The sequence below is a fragment of the Roseofilum reptotaenium CS-1145 genome, from assembly GCF_028330985.1.
Lineage (GTDB): Bacteria > Cyanobacteriota > Cyanobacteriia > Cyanobacteriales > Desertifilaceae > Roseofilum > Roseofilum reptotaenium.
This window is the reverse complement of sequence record NZ_JAQMUE010000083.1, coordinates 57,456-75,844: the sequence shown is the minus strand read 5'-3', so window position 1 is coordinate 75,844 and position 18,389 is coordinate 57,456. Positions and strand designations below refer to the sequence as shown.

Annotated in this window: 16 protein-coding genes; 12 read left to right on the top strand and 4 right to left on the bottom strand. The window is 46.0% G+C overall.

The annotated features are described in order from the left end of the window. Positions 1–32: 32 nt before the first annotated feature. Positions 33–1,442 (bottom strand): NupC/NupG family nucleoside CNT transporter, encoded by a 1,410-nt coding sequence (locus tag PN466_RS18210; protein WP_271942020.1) that lies wholly within the window; start codon positions 1,440–1,442, stop codon positions 33–35. A gap of 106 nt (positions 1,443–1,548) precedes the next feature. Between PN466_RS18210 and PN466_RS18205 the strand changes: the two genes are divergently transcribed. After that, positions 1,549–1,911 (top strand): hypothetical protein, encoded by a 363-nt coding sequence (locus PN466_RS18205; protein WP_313898648.1) that lies wholly within the window; start codon positions 1,549–1,551, stop codon positions 1,909–1,911. A 12-nt stretch (positions 1,912–1,923) separates the two neighbouring features. On the opposite strand, the gene ndhM is transcribed toward PN466_RS18205, so the two are convergent. After that, a complete protein-coding gene (gene ndhM / locus PN466_RS18200) occupies positions 1,924–2,265 on the bottom strand; it encodes an NAD(P)H-quinone oxidoreductase subunit M (RefSeq protein WP_271942019.1) in 342 nt (113 codons plus the stop codon). Positions 2,266–2,404: 139 nt separating this feature from the next. On the opposite strand from ndhM, the gene hpsL reads away from it, so the two are divergent. The 9 genes from hpsL to larB all read left to right on the top strand — a co-directional run bounded on the left by hpsL (position 2,405) and on the right by larB (position 12,235). Next, on the top strand, positions 2,405–4,099 hold the full coding sequence (gene hpsL / locus PN466_RS18195) for a hormogonium polysaccharide biosynthesis protein HpsL (RefSeq protein ID WP_271942016.1): 1,695 nt from the start codon (positions 2,405–2,407) through the stop codon (positions 4,097–4,099). Positions 4,100–4,132: 33 nt separating this feature from the next. After that, positions 4,133–5,125, top strand: a complete 993-nt coding sequence (gene hpsN, locus PN466_RS18190) for a hormogonium polysaccharide biosynthesis glycosyltransferase HpsN (RefSeq protein WP_271942013.1) — start codon at positions 4,133–4,135, stop codon at positions 5,123–5,125. Positions 5,126–5,150: 25 nt separating this feature from the next. Continuing rightward, positions 5,151–6,317 (top strand): hormogonium polysaccharide biosynthesis glycosyltransferase HpsO, encoded by a 1,167-nt coding sequence (gene hpsO / locus PN466_RS18185; protein WP_271942010.1) that lies wholly within the window; start codon positions 5,151–5,153, stop codon positions 6,315–6,317. A gap of 96 nt (positions 6,318–6,413) precedes the next feature. Next, entirely contained in the window at positions 6,414–7,595 is a 1,182-nt protein-coding gene (gene hpsP / locus PN466_RS18180) for a hormogonium polysaccharide biosynthesis glycosyltransferase HpsP (protein ID WP_271942008.1), read from the top strand. 435 nt (positions 7,596–8,030) lie between these two features. Next, a complete protein-coding gene (locus PN466_RS18175) occupies positions 8,031–8,255 on the top strand; it encodes a hypothetical protein (RefSeq protein WP_271942005.1) in 225 nt (74 codons plus the stop codon). 178 nt (positions 8,256–8,433) lie between these two features. Further along, entirely contained in the window at positions 8,434–9,030 is a 597-nt protein-coding gene (locus PN466_RS18170; RefSeq protein WP_271942003.1) for a Tll0287-like domain-containing protein, read from the top strand. Next, positions 9,027–9,605, top strand: coding sequence for a DUF3122 domain-containing protein (locus tag PN466_RS18165; RefSeq protein ID WP_271942000.1), 579 nt, complete (start codon positions 9,027–9,029; stop codon positions 9,603–9,605). The genes PN466_RS18170 and PN466_RS18165 overlap by 4 nt, the downstream gene beginning before the upstream one ends. An 86-nt stretch (positions 9,606–9,691) precedes the next feature. Further along, positions 9,692–11,458, top strand: a complete 1,767-nt coding sequence (locus PN466_RS18160; protein ID WP_271941998.1) for an ABC transporter substrate-binding protein — start codon at positions 9,692–9,694, stop codon at positions 11,456–11,458. 6 nt (positions 11,459–11,464) lie between these two features. Further along, a complete protein-coding gene (gene larB / locus PN466_RS18155; RefSeq protein ID WP_271941995.1) occupies positions 11,465–12,235 on the top strand; it encodes a nickel pincer cofactor biosynthesis protein LarB in 771 nt (256 codons plus the stop codon). A gap of 146 nt (positions 12,236–12,381) precedes the next feature. On the opposite strand, the gene ppsA is transcribed toward larB, so the two are convergent. Continuing rightward, complete coding sequence (gene ppsA / locus PN466_RS18150) at positions 12,382–14,883, bottom strand: phosphoenolpyruvate synthase (protein ID WP_271941992.1); 2,502 nt, start codon at positions 14,881–14,883, stop codon at positions 12,382–12,384. A gap of 400 nt (positions 14,884–15,283) precedes the next feature. On the opposite strand from ppsA, the gene PN466_RS18145 reads away from it, so the two are divergent. After that, positions 15,284–15,676 carry a winged helix-turn-helix transcriptional regulator gene (locus PN466_RS18145; RefSeq protein WP_271941990.1) on the top strand — a complete coding sequence of 131 codons (393 nt, stop codon included), beginning with the start codon at positions 15,284–15,286 and terminating at the stop codon, positions 15,674–15,676. Positions 15,677–16,151: 475 nt separating this feature from the next. Further along, a complete protein-coding gene (locus PN466_RS18140) occupies positions 16,152–16,451 on the top strand; it encodes a hypothetical protein (protein WP_271941987.1) in 300 nt (99 codons plus the stop codon). Here PN466_RS18140 and PN466_RS18135 read toward each other — a convergent pair. After that, entirely contained in the window at positions 16,448–18,355 is a 1,908-nt protein-coding gene (locus tag PN466_RS18135; protein WP_271941985.1) for an ArsA family ATPase, read from the bottom strand. The two genes, PN466_RS18140 and PN466_RS18135, sit on opposite strands and share 4 nt — an antisense overlap. Between the last annotated feature and the right edge of the window lie 34 nt (positions 18,356–18,389).

Sequence of the window (18,389 nt, the reverse complement as noted above, 5' to 3'; positions counted from 1 at the left end):
CTAGGGAAATGGAGGAAGGGGGAATTTAGCGATTATCGTCCTAATGTAGCCGGGTTACCCAAGTCAAAGAGTCCAGCAATACAACCGGTCATTAAGGTGGCGAGAGTAGCGGCCCAGAGGGCTTTGAAGCCGAGGGAGGAAACTTCCGATCGCCGTTCGGGAATCAGGGAAGAGAGTCCGCCAACGAAAATACCATAGGAGGCAAAGTGAGTAAACCCACAGAGAACATAGCTAACGATGAGCATGGCGCGATCGCTAATGGCTCCTGCACGACTCAGATTAGCGAGACTAATGTAGGGCGGCACATTGGTTTCAAACACCCGACGACCGATAATCACCGAAGCTTGCCAAATTTCATTAATATCCAGAGATACCCCCGTCAGAATAGTTAGGGGGAAAAACAAAAATCCCATGATATTTTGCAGCGTAACCACTTGAAACACCGTACCGACTGGTGCAGGTAATCCGGATAGGCTATCAAAGCCCATATTAATTAACGCCACTAAACCCAAAATGGCGATAATTACAGCCGCAATACCAACGGCCATTTTCACCCCATCTAAGGCTCCCATAATCAGGCTATCCATGGGATTCGGTCGTTTTTCGGGGTCTTGCTCTGGCTCTTCGGGAATTTTGCCCAGAGTTTCAGGCACTCCAGTTTCCGGAACCAAGATTTTTGAAATCACGAAACAAGCGGGAATGGTCATAATTGAAGCGGAGACCAAATGACCGGCAATAGAGGGAAAGACGGGGCGTAAAAAACCAGCATAGAGTCCAAGAACAGAGGAAGCAATCGAACCAAAACAACTGGTGAGAATGGCACAGATTTCGCTGCGCGTCATTTTTGCCAGGAAGGGTTTAACGGCGATCGCCGATTCAATGCCGACAAAAATATTGGCTGCTCCGGATAAAGATTCCGCCCCACTAATTTTCATCGTTTTCTGGAACAGTTGGGCAAAAATCTTCACAATCGGTTGAATAATATTCAATCGATATAATAGGGCGACTAATGCCGAAAAGAAAACCACTTGGGGCAGGGAGCGAAAGGCAAAGATATAACCAGGATTGAGATTATCTGAGCCGAGTTTATCACCAGGGATCGCCACATAGGGTTGACTGACTGCACGCATAATCCACCGTCCTGCCGGCCCCGGGCCAAGCACTCGGTTAGGATTGGGGACAAAAGCAGAAGTATCGCCACCAAATAGGAAGCGAGCACCTGCTTCTGAAGCATCTAAAAGGGCATTGAGCAGATTATTGAGTTGGGCAATCAGATCGCGCGTGGGGAGAACAAAGACTAAGAGTCCGATCGTCATTTGTAGAGTAATGCCAACGGCGATCGTTCGCCAGGGAACCACTTTGCGGTCTTCGGAACCAACCCAAGCAATCAGACATAAGATAACTATTCCGAGGGCAGAAATTAGGTTTAAGATGGGATTCATGGGCAGAGTGCTTCCTCACAGTAGCCAGCCAATCCGGTGATGTCACACCACGTTGATTATTATCAGACTCCGGAATTACACCGATGTCAAGTCTAGGATAGCCATCATGGATGAAAAATTGGTGTTCATGGGTTTAAGCTTAGGGTATAAGCACTCCGTTGGTTTAGGGAGAATTGTAAGGTTTATGGAAGCGTTTGATATTCATCCACCGGCTTGGACAGAACAAGCTACCCATGCATTCAAGTTCTGTTGTCCTCGCTGTGCGGCGACTTCGAGGCAAGCTGAACGGGTGTGGTTAAATCGGCGATCGCCCGTTTACACAGAAGGCAATCGCCGTAAATGGCAAGAATTTTATTTATGTGAATGCGGACAAGCCTGGTGGGGCTGGAGCAACGAACGTCCTCCCTCAGAGTTGGCGGGGGAGGATCGCCCCCAACCCCAACCCCCGAATCCATTTGATCGTCTTTAACGGGAATTGGAATTAGGGTTGATCGACGGCGACTTGAGGTAAGCCCATACTGTAGTTCACTGCCCGGCTTTCCAGGTTATAGCTGAGTTCCCCTTTTTGGAGGAGCGATCGGACAAAATGCTCCAAATCCGACCCAATCCGACGCAGATTATACTCGGTTAAATCCTGTCCTTCATAGGCTGTAACCAACTCCTCAAACTTACCATAGACCGCTTTTAGGGACGAATCCGTCCAATTTAATTCATTATCTGGGTCAACATCCAGAGTCAGCATATTGTCAGATGGATTAAGTTCTCCCTTTTCAATAACAGCCGTAAAAATGCGGATATGGCGGGTCGTAGACTTGAGTAACATATAATAGTCAATAAAAAACAGCCTATAGGTATTCTGTCATTGCTAGGCAAAGGACGCAATCTCTAAGCTATCTTAGGCAAAGGTGCCATTGTATTGATCTCCCAGAAAGAATAACTTCAGAGCAGTTCCCGCTTCCCCCATGGCCAAAAGTAAACTCAAATCCAAAGGAAAAGCACCGAATCTAGCCACCCTGGTCAAACCCCCTCCGACGAAAGAAGAACTAGCCGCCAAAAAACGTGAAGCTGCCAATGCGCGCAAAAAGTTCAATGGAGTCCTAGGTCAGGCGATCGGAATTGGCTCGGTTTTCGGCTTAATTGGGTTCGCAGTTATGGGCGAACCTTCATTTTTCGTAGCCGGATTATTTGGGATTGGTGTTCTTATATTTTCCTTGAATTATCCCATTCAAGCTCTATGGGCTTTCTATATCTATATGCCCTTTAGCGGCACTATTGTTTATGGAGTGGGAGGAGGAAATGCACTCCTCCAGTTAGCCAAAGATGCGTTTTACATTCCTGGATTAATGGGCATCTATCAATACTGCCAACGATATCGTTTGCCATTCCTTGTACCTAAACCCCTAATTCCCTTCATATTTGCCCTATTAGCTTATTGTATCTTTGTCATCCTAGCTATTAATACAACTGGAAAAACTTACGGAGGAGATAAACCGATCTTATTAGGGCTTTTAGGCTTAAAAGTATTCATGGGATACATCCCCTTAATCAGTTGTGGATTTTATATGATTCGGGGGAAAAAAGAATTGCTTTGGATTACCCGGATAACGACTATTTTAGCCCTGATCACCTGTGTATTATGTGTAATGCAATATCGATCGCTCTTATCTGGTGCATGTCAAGGCACCCGTAATGCAACAGGAGAGGATTTATTCAAAGCAAGTATTGAAGCCAGATGCCTAGTTGGAGGATCTTTAACTTACAGTCCCCAGGTTGGTCAGATCCGTCTCCCCAGTACCTTACCTTCCCCTTGGCACTGGGGTTGGTATATGATTTGTAGCGCCTTCTTTACCTTTGCAACTGCTTTTTGCGATCCGTCTCCTCTATGGCAAATGGCAGGATTTGCTGGAATGGGATTAAACTTTGTTTGTTCTGTGATTTCAGGACAACGAATTGCGACAATGCTTGTCCCTGTGGTAACCGTCATTTTACTGGTGCTTACCGGTCAAGTTGCTAACCTAAAACGGTTCATTCCGATTGCAGTTGGATTAACCTTACTCTTGGGAGGTGCGGCTATAGCTTTCCCCGATGTTGTACAAGAAAGATGGGATAGTTTAGTCGGTCGAGTGGGTGCCTCTAATCCAGCAGATTTTATTGCTGAACAAGCAGAGAGTTCTGCTAAGAGAGCCGGTTTCTTTGGCAATGGATTAGGACGGGCAACTAATTCTGCTAGAATATTTGGGAAAACTTTTTTAGTGGAAACTTGGTTCCCCAAAATCCTTTTTGAATTAGGAAAACCAGGGCTTGCCTTATTTTTACTGCTCGTTACTGCTCTGACTTGGGAAACGTTTAAAGCTTATCGTTCGGTCAAAGATAAAAGCTTACGCAATTTTGGCGCTTGTTTTTGGGTATTTATTCTAATTATCAGTTACCAAACTTACTGGTATCCATTAGATACTGATCCGGTATGTGTCTACTACTGGTTATTTGCTGGTATTACCTTAAAGTTACCTGATATTGATAAAGAAGAACAAAAGAAACAGGAAGAACTACAAGCGCTTCTGGAAGCACAAGCCGATCCGAAAAAACGCAAGAAATCTAAATCTAAACCGGCTAAATCTGGCAAAAATGGGCGTAAATCGAGTAAAAAGAAGAAATAGAACTATCATCCCTAAGCGATCGCCAAATCAACAATGAATTTACCTTTTGTATCTGTGATTATTCCTACCTATGGGAGAGAGGAACCTCTACTCGATAGTATCCAGGATGTCCTGAAGCAGGATTATCCCAATTTTGAGGTTTTAGTAGTCGATCAAACAGCCGAGCATAAGCCGGAAATTCAAGCCTTCTTGGATGAGATGGCTAATTCAGGCAAAATTAAGCTGTTTCGGGTCAATTGGGCGAGTTTACCAGGAGCGCGAAATTATGCAGTACGGCGCTCTAGCGGAGATGTGGTGCTGTTTATTGATGATGATGTGGTGTTACCAGAAGGCTATTTGATGGCCCATGCTCGCAATTACGATCGCCCAGAAATTGGGGCAGTAGCTGGTCGTGTTTTTGACCGCATGAAGTTGGGCGAGTCCAAGAATAGTTATACTATTGAAGAGTTACCGCCGCAAGCTTTTGACCCTGGAATTGCTTGGTATCACATTGATTTAGTCCATACGACCAAAGCCCAGGAAGTCATTTCTGCACGGGGATGTAATATGTCCTTCCGCCGTGATATTTTTAGCAAACATGGCTTGGAATTTGACGAGAGATTTCGCGGCAGTGCCGTACGGGAAGAGTCCGATTTTTGCCTGCGCTTGCGCCAGACGGGATACAAAATCTGGTACGATCCGGAAGCCAATTTGGTGCATTTGGGGGAAGAAACCGGAGGATGTCACGATATTTCCACGCGATCGCTAGAATATCAGATTACCTTCTACCATAACCACTTTCTTATGGGACTCAAGAATTTGACTGTAGGTCAACAAGTCCGATTCTTTAGCAAGTTATTTGACTGTCACGTTTTAGGTCATCCTCCCTGCAATAAAAGTGGCTCCCCCATCAAAATTGTTAGTCGTGCAGGGTTCTACACCATGGGTTACTTAAGTGCTTGGCAGACTCGGCTCAAAACAGTATGGAAAACAGGGCAAACCTATAGCCAACAAGATGAACAATGGCAAGCTTCTGAATCGGTTTAATGGTGTTATTAGAGTCTAAACAATCATGAAAATTTTAATCGCCAGCCACACCTACATTGTCGATCTCAATCGAGAGAAATTAAGAAAATTAGCCCAACTCGATCCAAGCATAGAAGTAACCGTGGTTGTCCCCAAGCGATGGCGACCGGGAGGCGTGCAAAACAAAATTATTGAAACCCAACCCGTTGATGAGGGAAATTTTCGAGTTGTCCCCCTATCCAACTTTAGTCAAAACAACCAAGGATTATTGACTTTTGGGCTGGATTTAGTGCAATTGCTCAAAAGCTTCAAACCCCATATTTTGCAGACTGAGCAAGGAGCAAAAGCGTTTAGCCACGCGGAATTAATTACCCTCAATAAGCAACTCAACTTGAACGCCAAAAATGTATTCTTTACTTGGTGGAATTTACCCTATGAAGTCAAATTCCCCATTTCTGTGTTAGAGGGATTTAATCTTAAACATTCCCATGGTATTATATCAGGCAACCAAGACGGAGCAGATGTACTGCGCGATCATGGCTATGATGGTCCCATCAAAGTGATGCCTCAACTGGGAGTAGATGAGCAGTTATTTTCGCCCCAAGAGCAACCGGAATTGAGAATATCTTTGGGCATTAAGCCTGATGAATTTGTCGTGGGTTTTGTGGGGCGATTTGTCGAAGAAAAAGGACTTTTGACTTTATTCAATGCCTTGAAAAAAATTACAGATTATCCGTGGAAATGGCTGTTGCTCGGTCGAGGTGACTTGAAGCAAGATCTTTTAAACAAGGCTTCAGAAGTTGGATTGCGAGACCGGTTGATTTGTGTGGACAGTGTTCCCCATGACCAGGTTTATCGCTATATTAATTTAATGGATGTCCTGGTTTTACCGTCTGAGACCACCTATAAATTTAAGACACTAACCGCAGCCGGTTGGAAAGAACAATTTGGCCATGTTCTCATTGAAGCGATGTCTTGTAAAGTGCCGGTCATTGGTTCTGATTCTGGAGAAATTCCCCATGTGATTGATGAAGCGGGATTGGTATTTCCAGAAGGGAATGTGGATGGTTTGCGAAACAGTTTGCGTCAAGTAATGGAAAATCAAGAATTCAGACAAGATTTGGCGCAAAAAGGTTATGAACGGGCGATGCTTCACTATACCAATACGGCTTTGGCTAAAGAACAATGCTCTTTTTATGAACAGTTGCTGTAGATTCATTCACGTTTAGTTCTTGTATTTTCAATTGATTTCCCGAAACGTAGATCTTGCCCCATTCCCTATTCCCTAGCGCAAAGCGCTGTAACCATAATGCGCGTTTTACAAATTGTTCCTTCCATTTCTCTCGTCTATGGTGGTCCGAGTCAGATGGTCAAAGGGTTGTCTGCCGCCTTAAGTAATAAGCCTGGTATGGAAGTGACTATCTTAACTACAGATTCTAATGGTGATACGGGTGAAGCGCCGTTAGATGTGCCCCTAGACCGCCCTGTGGAGGAAAATGGCTATCAGATTCGCTACTTTCGCTGCTCCCCATTCCGACGCTACAAATTTTCCCTAGATTTATTACAATGGCTGTCCGAACATGCCTCAGAATACGAGATTGCCCATATTCATGCCCTATTTTCTCCGGTCAGTTCGGCTGCTGCAACGATCGCCAGACAGAAAAGACTCCCGTATATTATGCGTCCTTTGGGAACGTTAGATCCGGCGGACTTACGCAAAAAACGGCAACTGAAACGCATCTATACGGCTCTGTGGGAAAAGGGCAATATTAAAGGAGCCGCAGCCATTCATTTTACCAGCAGCATTGAAGCGAAAATTTCCGATCGCTTTGGCACTGATACCCCAGGCGTAATTGTACCTTTAGGCGTGCAACTGCCCGAATTGCCAGAACCAGGTATGGCTAGAGAAAACCTGAATATCCCTGCCGATAAACCCTTAATTCTCTATATGTCGAGAATTGACCCGAAAAAGGGCTTGGATTTGCTCATTCCTGCCCTGGAAACCTTGATAAATGAAAATTTTGACTTTGAGTTCGTTTTAGCGGGTGGTAATCCCCAAAATACCGCCTATGTGGAGCAAATTAAACAGCAGATCCAATCCTCGACTTTAGCCTCCTGTACCCAGTTTCCGGGGTTTGTCAGGGGAGCGGAGAAAGCGGCGCTGTTGCGAGATGCAGATCTGTTTGTATTGCCGTCCTACTATGAGAATTTTGGCATTGCTGTTGCTGAAGCGATCGCCTCCGGAACCCCTGTCGTCATCTCCACAGGCGTTTATATCTGGGAAGATATCCAAAAAGCGGCGGCTGGATGGGTGTGTGGTTGTGATGTGAATTCGTTAACGGATAGCTTACGACTGGCTCTGAGCGATCGCCAAGAACGACTGAAACGAGGAGCAGCAGCGGCACAATACGCTAATACTCACTATAGCTGGTCGGCGATCGCCCAACAAACCATCGGCGTTTACCAACAGTTCGCGCGATCGTCCAATTAAATTACTGTCCTGGTTTTCTCACCCCCTTCTCCATCGCCTACCTATATTACGAACATCAGGTTAGAGAAAAAACCGAGATCACATCTTTCTAGGATATCTCTCACATGCGATCGCCCTCTGTACTCACCGTCATCACCGGCATCTCTAGAGCATCCTAGAACTATAGCCGAAATCATCCAGACGAAACCTCTAACCTCTCGTATGTTTTTGTATTTCCTGTCGAGGAACTCAACCGATGAAAGTACGATGGAAAACCTTAATCCCCAGGATCACCCTATGGTTAGCCTTAGAAATCGTTCTTAGTTGCTTAGGACTCGATCATCTCGCTGATTACAGCGAGTATGTCTTGGAAAAGAAAAGTGTCGCTACATTAGTAATGGGGTCATGAGAATTTATAACAATTTGAGCTGCTAACTCCTTTTGTCAATGGACCAGATGAAAAGCAACAGTATGATTCATGATTTACAATTTGACTATCTAACGAATAAAGTTGAAGTGGTTCAAGTTGAGATTCCACTAACCACTAAGACTGGAAATCCTTGGCTAGACAAAGTTGGATGCTTTCAGGATGACCCCACGTTTGACGATCTACAGGTGGAAATTGAAGCCTATCGACAAGCAATCGATCGAGAAATTGGATCGGACGGGGGCAGATCGTAACCTCAATGACGTTATACCTTTTGGACAGCGATCATAAATTGGGATTAAGTGAATTTCCGGCGATCGGCTAAAGTCAGTTACATTTGGGCGATTTTGCCCTCTTGCCTGGCTTCCAAACCTGGATTTTCTGACTGCAATCCATTACTATAAAGTTAAGTAATGATTTTTAATCTGACTCATGAAACCGATCAAACTCCTCGCCATGGGCACTCTGCTCCTGTGCCTCACTGTCCTGAGCCTCTGCGCTCCCCAAACAGCCCTGGCAAACCCCGATCCTAGTCAACTCTCCCATGCTATCGAAGAAATTGAAAACTTAGATGCCATGCGCTCTGGGTTAGCCTCCACCCTCAAAGACAGAACCGAAGCCATTACTCCACAAACCTTCAAGCAAGTCTGTAAACCCGTGGGTATGAAAGCCAAACAACTGAGCCAAGAAAACGGATGGCAAGTGAAACAAATGGCAGTCAAATATCGCAACCCTGCCCATGCTCCAGACACCCCAGAAGCAGAAGCAGCCCTTAAACTGCTAGATAGCTATCCAAAACTGATGGGATTCTGGCAAGATGAAACCCTTAATGGTCAACCAGGACAGCACTACTATCGCCGAATTAATGTAGAAGCCACCTGTTTAGGCTGCCATGGCGCAAAAGCAGCACGGCCAGAATTTGTTAAACAAAACTATCCCCAAGATTTAGCCTATGACTTTAAAGTAGGAGATCTTCGAGGCATGTACGCTGTCTTTATTCCCAATCCTGTCGCTTCTGAATCTGAATGAACGCCCTAACTCACCCTTCTCTCCTTAAAGTCCCCTTTTCTCGGGGAGATTTAAGGAAATCGTGTCCAACTCACCCAGGAAAATACAGGGTCATTGCTTTTCTCGTTGCCCTGCTGTTCTTCCTCCTCCCCTCTACCCTTTTGGTTTCCCCACCCGCATCGGCTCTGATTCGCCAACAACTCGAAGCACCAGGACAAACCCTCTATCAATCTCGCCATAGCTTGCGAGATAGGAGTGGCAAAACCTGGCAAGTGATTCTCTTTAAGCGGATCAAAGTGGGAGGATTGGCTAATGTTCAGTTACGTTTAGTCGGATTTCCCGAGCAAACGGTTTTTCAACATCCCGCTCCTCTTAACCTCAAAGATAGCCAGAATCAGCAGTTGAGTGCCTCCGATGTTTTTGCAGATAAAGCCCCTGCCCCCAATGTGGGACAGTACGAGCTAACCGATATTCTGGATTCCGTTTCCGCTTCTGGTTCCCTAGAGCTATCTTTACCCGTGGAAAATGGAGAAACTCAGATCTCGGTTCCTGCGGTGATTATTCTGGAATGGCAATATTTAGCCCATGAATATTAATTGTTTATGAGGATGCTTTAACGAGGGTCTTGAGCAACTTGGCTGTGCTGTACAATCAATAGGCAACTTAAGACAGACACAGATATATGGCGATCGCATATAGTCGATGGATAAGAGTGCTACTGGTGGTCATGGCGATCGCTTTATCCGCCTGTAGCCCTACCCAGTTTCGCACATCTGCCGCTGAAGTACCCCAACTGGTGCAAGCCATTCTCAGCGATCCCAAAACCTTTAACTACGCCCTCAGTCAAGAGTCTCCCAACATTTTTGGACTCACCTACAAAGGACTGATTGAGACCAATGGTTTAACTGGAGAAATTGAACCCGGATTAGCCCAATCTTGGCAAATTTCCAACCAAGGTAAGCGGATCATCTTTACCCTCCGGGAGAATTTACAATGGTCCGATGGCTCTCCCCTCACCACCGATGATGTCGTCTTTAGCTACAACGATGTTTATCTCAATGAAGCCATTCCCACCTCCGCTCGGTTTGTACTGATGATCGGTGAAAGTCGCGCCCTACCGACGGTGAGAAAATTAGACGATCGCCGAGTTGAATTTACCATCCCCGAACCCTTCGCCCCATTTTTACGCAGTACCGGCTTACCAATTTTACCTGCCCATGTCCTTAAACCGACCATAGACAACCAAGACTCCGAAGGGAATCCCATCTTTCTCTCCACCTGGGGAACCGACACCCCAGTCGAGCAAATTGTCGTCAATGGCCCCTATCAAGTAGAGCGGTATAATACCACCCAACGGGTCATTTTTAATCGAAATCCCTATTATTGGAAAAAAGACGAAGGGGGCGATCGCCTCCCCAATATCGATCGCATCATTTGGCAAATTGTCGAGTCCACCGACACCAGCTTTCTCCAATTTCGTTCCGGGAGTTTAGATTTAGTCGATGTTTCGCCAGAATATTTTTCCCTTTTAAAGAAAGAAGAAGACCGAGGAAAATTTATCATCCACGGACGACAACCCACCCTCAGTTCTGTATTTATCACCTTTAATTTAAATAAAGCCAGTCGCGATGGCAAGCCATTGGTCGATCCGGTCAAATCCCGATGGTTTAATAACGTGAAGTTTCGCCAGGCAGTTGCCTATGCTCTCGACCGACAAACCATGGTGAATAACATCTATCGTGGTTTAGGAGAACCCCAATATTCTAATATTCCCGTCCAAAGTCCCTACTATTTCTCCCCGGAAGAGGGCTTAAAAATCTATGAATTTAATCAAGAACAAGCCCAATCCCTGTTAGAAGAAGCCGGTTTTCAATATAACAGGGCAGGACAATTAGAAGACGATCGTGGTAATCTGGTTCGCTTCACCCTTCTGACTAATGCTGGCAATAAAATTAGGGAAGCATTAGGCGTACAAATTAAGCAAGATTTAAGCAAAATTGGCATTCAAGTCGATTTCCAACCCATCGCCTTTAGTACCTTAGTCGATAAACTCGGTAATACCCTGGATTGGGATGCTCATATTATTGGCTTTGCCGGGGGTGGAGTTGAACCCAATAATAGCGCCAATGTCTGGTCACTTGATGGTTCATTACATAGTTTTAATCAACAACCTCAACCGGGACAACCCCCGATTCAAGGATGGAGACCTGACCCTTGGGAGCAGAAAATTGCCGATTTGTATATCCAAGGGGCGCAAGAATTAGAAGAAAATAAGCGTCGGCAAATTTATGGAGAAGTTCAACAATTAATCAAGGAAAACTTACCCTATATTTATTTAGTGAATCAACTCTCGATGACGGCGGTGCGCGATCACATTCAACCCATTCAGTATTCTGCCCTCGGTGGGGCATTGTGGAATCTCGATGAACTACAGATTGTTGATGAGTAATGAGTAATGATTAATGAAGACTTACGCGCCCTTTTAGAGGCAGTAGCAGGGGGGCAAATTACCCCAGAATCGGCTCTAAACAAGCTCAAATACTTTGATTTTGAACCGGTGAGCGAATTTGCTCGGATTGACCATCATCGCGCCCTAAGAACCGGTTTTCCAGAGGTCATCTGGGGGCCAGGAAAAACCCCCGATCAAATCGCCCAGATTATGAATACCATGCGTCAGGACAATCCTATCGTCATGGCGACTCGCATTGAACCCGATGTCTATCATCAATTGGACGATCGCCTGCCCCATCTGATCTACTATCCCATAGCTCGGATTTGTGCGATCGGCACTCCCCATATTCGTCACCCCGGAACAATTGGTATTCTCTCTGCCGGAACCGCCGATTTATCCGTCGCTGAAGAAGCTGCCATCACTGCTGAACTCTCAGGCTTTCACGTCCAAAGACTCTGGGATGTTGGGGTTGCCGGTATCCATCGCCTCCTCAGCAATCGTGCTGTTTTAGACCAAGCCCATGTCCTGATTGTCGTCGCCGGTATGGAAGGCGCTCTCCCCAGTGTCGTCGCCGGTTTAGTCGGCTCTCCTGTCATTGCCGTCCCCACCAGTATCGGGTATGGAGCCAGCTTTAACGGGTTAGCCCCCCTGCTCACCATGCTCAACTCCTGTGCCGCAGGCATTGGAGTCGTCAATATCGATAATGGCTTTGGAGCCGCCATTTTAGCCGGCCAAATCCTCAGAACTGCTCAACGGGTAATCAGCAATAGGTAATCTGGGTTTCCCCTATTGCCTATTCCCTATTGCCTATTCCCTGTAAATCCCAAAACAAAACCGCCCCAGGGTTATTTCCTCCCCAGGGCAGTTTGTGTGGATTTTAGATTGCTGAGATAGAGTGAATCCAAAATCCAAACCTGTTGTTAGTTAGCCTGAGCTACCTCCAACACCTCATCCATAATGGTTCCCGACTGTTCCATCTTGCTGATATCCAAGATAGTCTTGAGAACAGAATCCGGGTTCAAACTCATGGAATCAATGCCAAGTTCAACCAAGAAGCGGGCGAACTCTGGATAGTCACTAGGCGCTTGACCGCAAATACCAATCTTGCGATTGTGTTTCTTCGCTGCTTTGATAGCAATTTGTACCATCCGACGAACCGCTTCATTCCGTTCGTCAAAGATGTGAGCAACCAAGGCAGAGTCACGGTCTAATCCCAAGGTTAACTGGGTTAAATCGTTAGAACCAATCGAGAAGCCATCAAAGACTTGGGCAAATTCGTCAGCATAGATCACGTTACTGGGCAATTCGCACATCACGTAAACTTGCAAACCATTTTCGCCGCGTTTCAAGCCATTGCTTTCCATTTCAGCCAACACTTTGCGACCTTCATCGGGTGTGCGGCAGAAGGGAATCATCGGAATCACATTGGTTAAGCCCATTTCATCCCGAACGCGTTTGAGCGCTTTACACTCTAAACCATAGGCTTCGCGATAGTTGGGGTCGTAGTAGCGGGATGCACCACGCCAACCAATCATCGGGTTTTCTTCTTTGGGTTCAAACTGACGACCGCCTAAGAGGTTGGCATATTCATTACTCTTGAAGTCAGACATCCGTACAATCACTGGATTGGGATAGAAGGAAGCCGCAATCATGCCGATACCATGGGCCAGTTTGTCTACGAAGAAATCAGGCTTGTTGTCGTAGAGAGCGGTGAGTTTGGCGATTTCCCGTTTGGCTAACTCGTCTTCGAGTTCGTTGTACCGCAGCAGGGCCAAGGGATGAGCTTTAATGTGGTTGGCAATAATAAACTCTAACCGGGCTAGTCCAACACCGTCACAGGGAATGGAGGATAAACCGAAGGCTTCTTCGGGGTTACCCACATTCATCAAGATTTGGGTGCGGGTCTTGGGTAGGTTGTCGAGTTGGGTTTCAATGACATCAAAGGGAACTAGACCGTCATAAACCCGTCCTTCTTCACCTTCAGAGCACGACACGGTGACTTCTTGACCGGTGGTCAGCAGTTGGGTGGCATCTCCACAACCGACAATCGCTGGAATACCCATTTCCCGTGCAATAATTGCTGCGTGACAAGTCCGACCGCCTTGGTTGGTGACAATTGCACTGGCTCTCTTCATGATCGGTTCCCAGTCAGGGTCAGTCTTGTTGGTCACCAAGACTTCACCGGCTTGGAACTCGTCGATGCGGTGAACATCAAGAATCACTCTGGCACTGCCTTGACCGATCATTTCACCGACGGCACGACCGCGAACGGCGATGTTGGATGTTCCTTTGAGTTTGTAGTTCTTGAGAATACTGCCAGATTTCTGAGATTGAACGGTTTCGGGACGCGCTTGCACGATGAACAGGTCGCCAGTCACCCCATCTTTTGCCCATTCAATATCCATGGGGGTGTAAGTGCCCCGGACTTCGGAGTAGTGGTCTTCAATAATACAAGCCCATTTGGCCAACTGAAGAATTTCATCGTGGTTCAGGCAGTATTTGCCTCGCTCAGATTCGGGAACGGAAACGTTTTTAGTGAGTTTCGATCCACCCAAGTCATAGACCATCTTCAGTTCTTTAGTACCCAGGCGTTTTTCCAGGATCGGACGATAGCCGTCTTTGAGGGTTGGCTTGAAGACGAAGTATTCGTCAGGGTTGACGGCTCCTTGAACGACGTTTTCCCCTAAACCATAGGCAGCCGTAACTAGAGCTGCGTTTTTGAATCCGGTTTCGGTGTCGATGGAGAACATTACACCAGAGGAAGCCAAGTCAGAACGTACCATTTTCTGTACGCCAACGGAGAGGGCAACATCAAAGTGATCGAAGCCTTTTACTGTCCGATAGGAGATCGCGCGATCGGTAAAGATGGAGGCAAAGCATTTATGGCATGCTTTGAGAACCGCATCTACACCATAGACGTTGAGGTAGGTTTCTTGTTGACCGGCAAAGCTGGCATCGGGCAAATCTTCAGCCGTAGCACTCGATCGCACTGCTACGTCTACTTCGTTGAGGTTACCGTTGTCTGGATTGCCATACCATTGGCACATTCTTTCATAGGCTTTGGCGATCGCCTGCTCAAGATCTTCTGGGAATGGGGTATCGAGGATCAGCGATCGGGCTTTTTTACCCCGTTGCCGTAAGTTGCTCAGATCTTCGACATCTAGATCGGAGAATAATTCCCGCAGTTTGCTTTCTAAACCTGCGGATTGAATGAAGTAGCGATAAGCATGGGCTGTGGTAGCAAATCCATTGGGCACAACCACACCTTTGGGAGTCAATTGTTGGATCATTTCGCCTAGAGAGGCGTTTTTACCGCCAACTAAGGGAATGTCGCTGATGCCAACTTGTTCAAACCAAAGAACGAAAGCTTCATTTTTTTGAGCTTCACTGGTTACATTTCCTAGGGCTAAGGTTTGAGTCATGGTTCAATATCCTCCATGGATTTTTAATTCAATTCGACTTAGCTAGGCAGCACAGTACAGTAAAGTAATACTTTTTAATGGAGTTTTATTTCCACATACTGCCTGAGAAGTTACGAGAGATTAAGTTCTCTCTCAATTTGTGTCAACTTCTGTAATTTTGGACTATCAACTAACAGTTATTGATCGCTTGAAACCTTGATATACCAAGACTTTAGCGTTTCCTGCTGGGCAATTGCCCGTGATAGTGGCTTTGGATTCACTCTTCTCACAGCCTATTACTTTCTATTAAAATTACAAGGTAGGTACGCCCTGAATCCTTAGTTACCTAAAGGGAAAAAATAGGATGTAGTCAGGGATACAAACATATTTAAATAAACATTAAGGTTAGTAGTATTCGCTTATGAACTATCAACGGAACCCCATAGAAACAGAAGTCTCTATCCCAGAGTCTGCCTGTTTTGTACCAAGCTGTCCGATTCAGTTTGTCCTGGACTTGATTAGTTCTAAATGGTCAGTGTTGATTTTGCGGGAACTGTTCCAAGGCGATCGCCGCACCCATGCCCTTCTGGATGCCTTACCCGGTATTAGCTCTAAAACCCTTACCCTGCGTTTGCGAGAATTGGAACACCATGGGTTAGTCAAACGCACGGTATACCCTGAAATCCCGCCCCATGTTGAATATTCAATTACGGAAAAAGGCCGAGAACTCAAACCAGTTCTACTCTCTATCAAAGAACTCGGAGAGCGATGGTTAGAAACATCATGTTCATGCGATCGCATCCGTAACGGTTAGTTAACATCACCTTTTAATTTCCTAGGGACTGTTGTAAACACTCACTTTCAATTAAATCGGAGCTACAGGGTGACTATCATCTTTTTCACCCTCATTCGTAGCAAGCTTTTAAGGATTGGATTTCCTCTTCTGTCACTCTCCGAAAAAGAAGGGGTTAAACCCCTTATCCCCCAAAGCACAATCAATGGTAATCTGAAAGTCAAATCCTATTCACTACAGGTTGCCCTCTTGATTGGCCAAATTAATCCTCAATTAAATTTGTGAACTTTCCAGTCAGGAATCCTAATCATTTCGGGCTTTTTTTGTATTCATATATACAAAAAACAGAGAAAATAAAGATTTCCTAAAGAGCGTAAATTTATGTAAACTCTTTATAGAGTGATGTGAAGCCTTGGTTTCACAGGTTTTTCACATTCACATCCTATGATCATTCATATCAAGGAACACACAAGCAAGGAATTTGTAGGAGTTGATTATGTCCGTAAGTCTACCATCAATCATCCAAGAGCAATTGGTGCAACCCTTCAAATACTGGAACAATGGTGTTCAGGACGCTATGTCCTACCAGAACGAGATGTATACCTATGTTCGTTCTTACAGCCAAGAGAATCGCCTACAAGCCTATAGTTATGCCTGTGACATGGCTGAACAAAACATCAAAAGCTGCATTACTTGCTCAGAGGGAGGTTACAAGATTTGGGTTAATCTCAAGTGCGTATCGAATCATCAGTTAGAGACCAATCAAAACCTGAACTTCAGCCCAGCTTTTTCCTAGTCCTCGCTCGAAAACGGTTCAAACAGTAACCGCGCAGCTCCTTGGATCCGCAGGAGAGGTTGAACAGAGCGAGGCAAGGGAGGAAGATGAATTACAGTTTGCTCGCTATTACAACCCAACGGGTCATGACAATTAGAAGCATAATTCCACACTACATAAGGTTGACAAACCTCTAGATCCTTTAAAGACTGACTTAATCGATGATGCTCGGCTAAAATCGCTGGTTGATTCTGAACCACACCAATAAACTCAGTATGCCGAGCATCCTTGAGTTTTTTCTGGGCTGCAACTACCCGTTTTCTTAGGGTACGGAGTTCTCCCATAAACTCGGTACGTCCGAGAACATCTTGGTATTTAATCCATAATTTGAACACCCAAGCTAACCAGTCTGCTAAAGCTGTTGGCATTTCTAGAAATCTGAGTAAATGCCCTGTAGGAGCGGTATCCAGGATAATTAAGTCTTGCTCTTGATTCTCTAGGAGTTCCATTACTGCTAAGAGGGCTAAAATTTCATCAATCCCAGGAAAGGAGAGGGAGACCAGTTTACGCCAAGCTTCTGGGCCATAGAGTAATTGTAAATTCTCTTGGGTCGGGGAATCGCCACTGATCATTTCCGCGAGTTCCCACAGATAGGCTTCGCGAAACTGATTGAGCAGGACTTGAGAATCGATTTCAGCGGCTGTGAGGTTGGGGAGATCGATCGCCTGGGGATCGTGGTCTAAAGGCTGTCCAAATGCATCCCCCAAGGAGTGAGCCGGATCGATCGAGATTGCCCGCACTTGGCTTTCAGGATGGGTTTGAGCCATTCCCCAGGCGATCGCCGCCCCCACCGTTGTTTTACCCACTCCTCCTTTCCCACCAATGATAATCAAACGGCGTTGTTGAGCGATAAAATCAGGTAAACCCGGTGGGATGCGATCGGGCCAAATCACTTCAGTCGAGGTAATCCTTGCATCCTGCACCTCTACCGGTGACATCTGAGCAATGACCCCATCTAACGCTGCACCTCCCAACGGAGGACTCGCATACTGAGTAATGCCCAACAGGGGTAAACCTTCTGCAAGTTTCTGAAATTGCGGTAGAATCTGTTGCTGCTCTGCATAGCGGTCTCGATCCTCTGGTGATAAATCTTCCGATCTCGCGACCAACCGATTCACCCAAACCCCTCCCAAGGGAATCTGCAACTTTTGCAGAGAAGTCACAAAGCGCCGAGTTTCCTCTAAACTCATAGCTTCAGCAATTCCCACGACTACGCAACGGGTGCGGTCTTGATCTTGTAATAAGGCCCGTCCCGTTTGCAGATCGGACTTCATCTCTTGTAAGAACTCATCCCCTCGATCCCCTTGATAGCGGCCGGTAAATGCTTGGCTGATAGCGCGATGTTTTTCCTGGAATAAATCCAGTGCTTCTAAAAACTGATCGAGAAAATCCATTAATCCCAACAGATTGAGCGCATGACCACTAGGAGCCATATCCACCACCACCCGGTCTACTTCTTTCTCCCGCAACAAGCGCTGAATTTCTAAGATTCCCATTAATTCATCGAGTCCCGGCCAACTTAAATCCCAGACGGGGGTTAAATCTTCGGCCGCTGCAAAACTTCCTCGTTCAACAAGCAGTTGTAGGACTTCACCGTAGCTCTGTTTGAATTCTTGTAATAAGGCTGCTGCATCGAGAGCTTGCACTTCTAAATTGGGCAAATCTGGCAGAGAAAGGCGATCGCCGGTAACTGGACATTGCAACACATCCCCTAGGGAGTGAGCCGGATCTGTTGAGAGCAGCAACACTTTCTCTTGGGGAAACCGCTGACCCCAATACCGGGCAAAACCACAGGAGAGTGTTGTTTTCCCCACTCCCCCTTTACCACTCAAGAGCAATAATTCTAGGCGATCGTATGGATTCATATGAGTTTCTTGCGTCCTAATCCCCTATGGTACA

Bases quoted from the DNA above. Each gene is read 5' to 3' on its own strand.
- PN466_RS18210 (WP_271942020.1), bottom strand. From the start codon at position 1,442: ATGAATCCCATCTTAAACCTAATTTCTGCCCTCGGAATAGTTATCTTA.
- PN466_RS18205 (WP_313898648.1), top strand. From the start codon at position 1,549: ATGGATGAAAAATTGGTGTTCATGGGTTTAAGCTTAGGGTATAAGCAC.
- ndhM (WP_271942019.1), bottom strand. From the start codon at position 2,265: ATGTTACTCAAGTCTACGACCCGCCATATCCGCATTTTTACGGCTGTT.
- hpsL (WP_271942016.1), top strand. From the start codon at position 2,405: ATGGCCAAAAGTAAACTCAAATCCAAAGGAAAAGCACCGAATCTAGCC.
- hpsN (WP_271942013.1), top strand. From the start codon at position 4,133: ATGAATTTACCTTTTGTATCTGTGATTATTCCTACCTATGGGAGAGAG.
- hpsO (WP_271942010.1), top strand. From the start codon at position 5,151: ATGAAAATTTTAATCGCCAGCCACACCTACATTGTCGATCTCAATCGA.
- hpsP (WP_271942008.1), top strand. From the start codon at position 6,414: ATGCGCGTTTTACAAATTGTTCCTTCCATTTCTCTCGTCTATGGTGGT.
- PN466_RS18175 (WP_271942005.1), top strand. From the start codon at position 8,031: ATGAAAAGCAACAGTATGATTCATGATTTACAATTTGACTATCTAACG.
- PN466_RS18170 (WP_271942003.1), top strand. From the start codon at position 8,434: ATGAAACCGATCAAACTCCTCGCCATGGGCACTCTGCTCCTGTGCCTC.
- PN466_RS18165 (WP_271942000.1), top strand. From the start codon at position 9,027: ATGAACGCCCTAACTCACCCTTCTCTCCTTAAAGTCCCCTTTTCTCGG.
- PN466_RS18160 (WP_271941998.1), top strand. From the start codon at position 9,692: ATGGCGATCGCATATAGTCGATGGATAAGAGTGCTACTGGTGGTCATG.
- larB (WP_271941995.1), top strand. From the start codon at position 11,465: ATGATTAATGAAGACTTACGCGCCCTTTTAGAGGCAGTAGCAGGGGGG.
- ppsA (WP_271941992.1), bottom strand. From the start codon at position 14,883: ATGACTCAAACCTTAGCCCTAGGAAATGTAACCAGTGAAGCTCAAAAA.
- PN466_RS18145 (WP_271941990.1), top strand. From the start codon at position 15,284: ATGAACTATCAACGGAACCCCATAGAAACAGAAGTCTCTATCCCAGAG.
- PN466_RS18140 (WP_271941987.1), top strand. From the start codon at position 16,152: ATGTCCGTAAGTCTACCATCAATCATCCAAGAGCAATTGGTGCAACCC.
- PN466_RS18135 (WP_271941985.1), bottom strand. From the start codon at position 18,355: ATGAATCCATACGATCGCCTAGAATTATTGCTCTTGAGTGGTAAAGGG.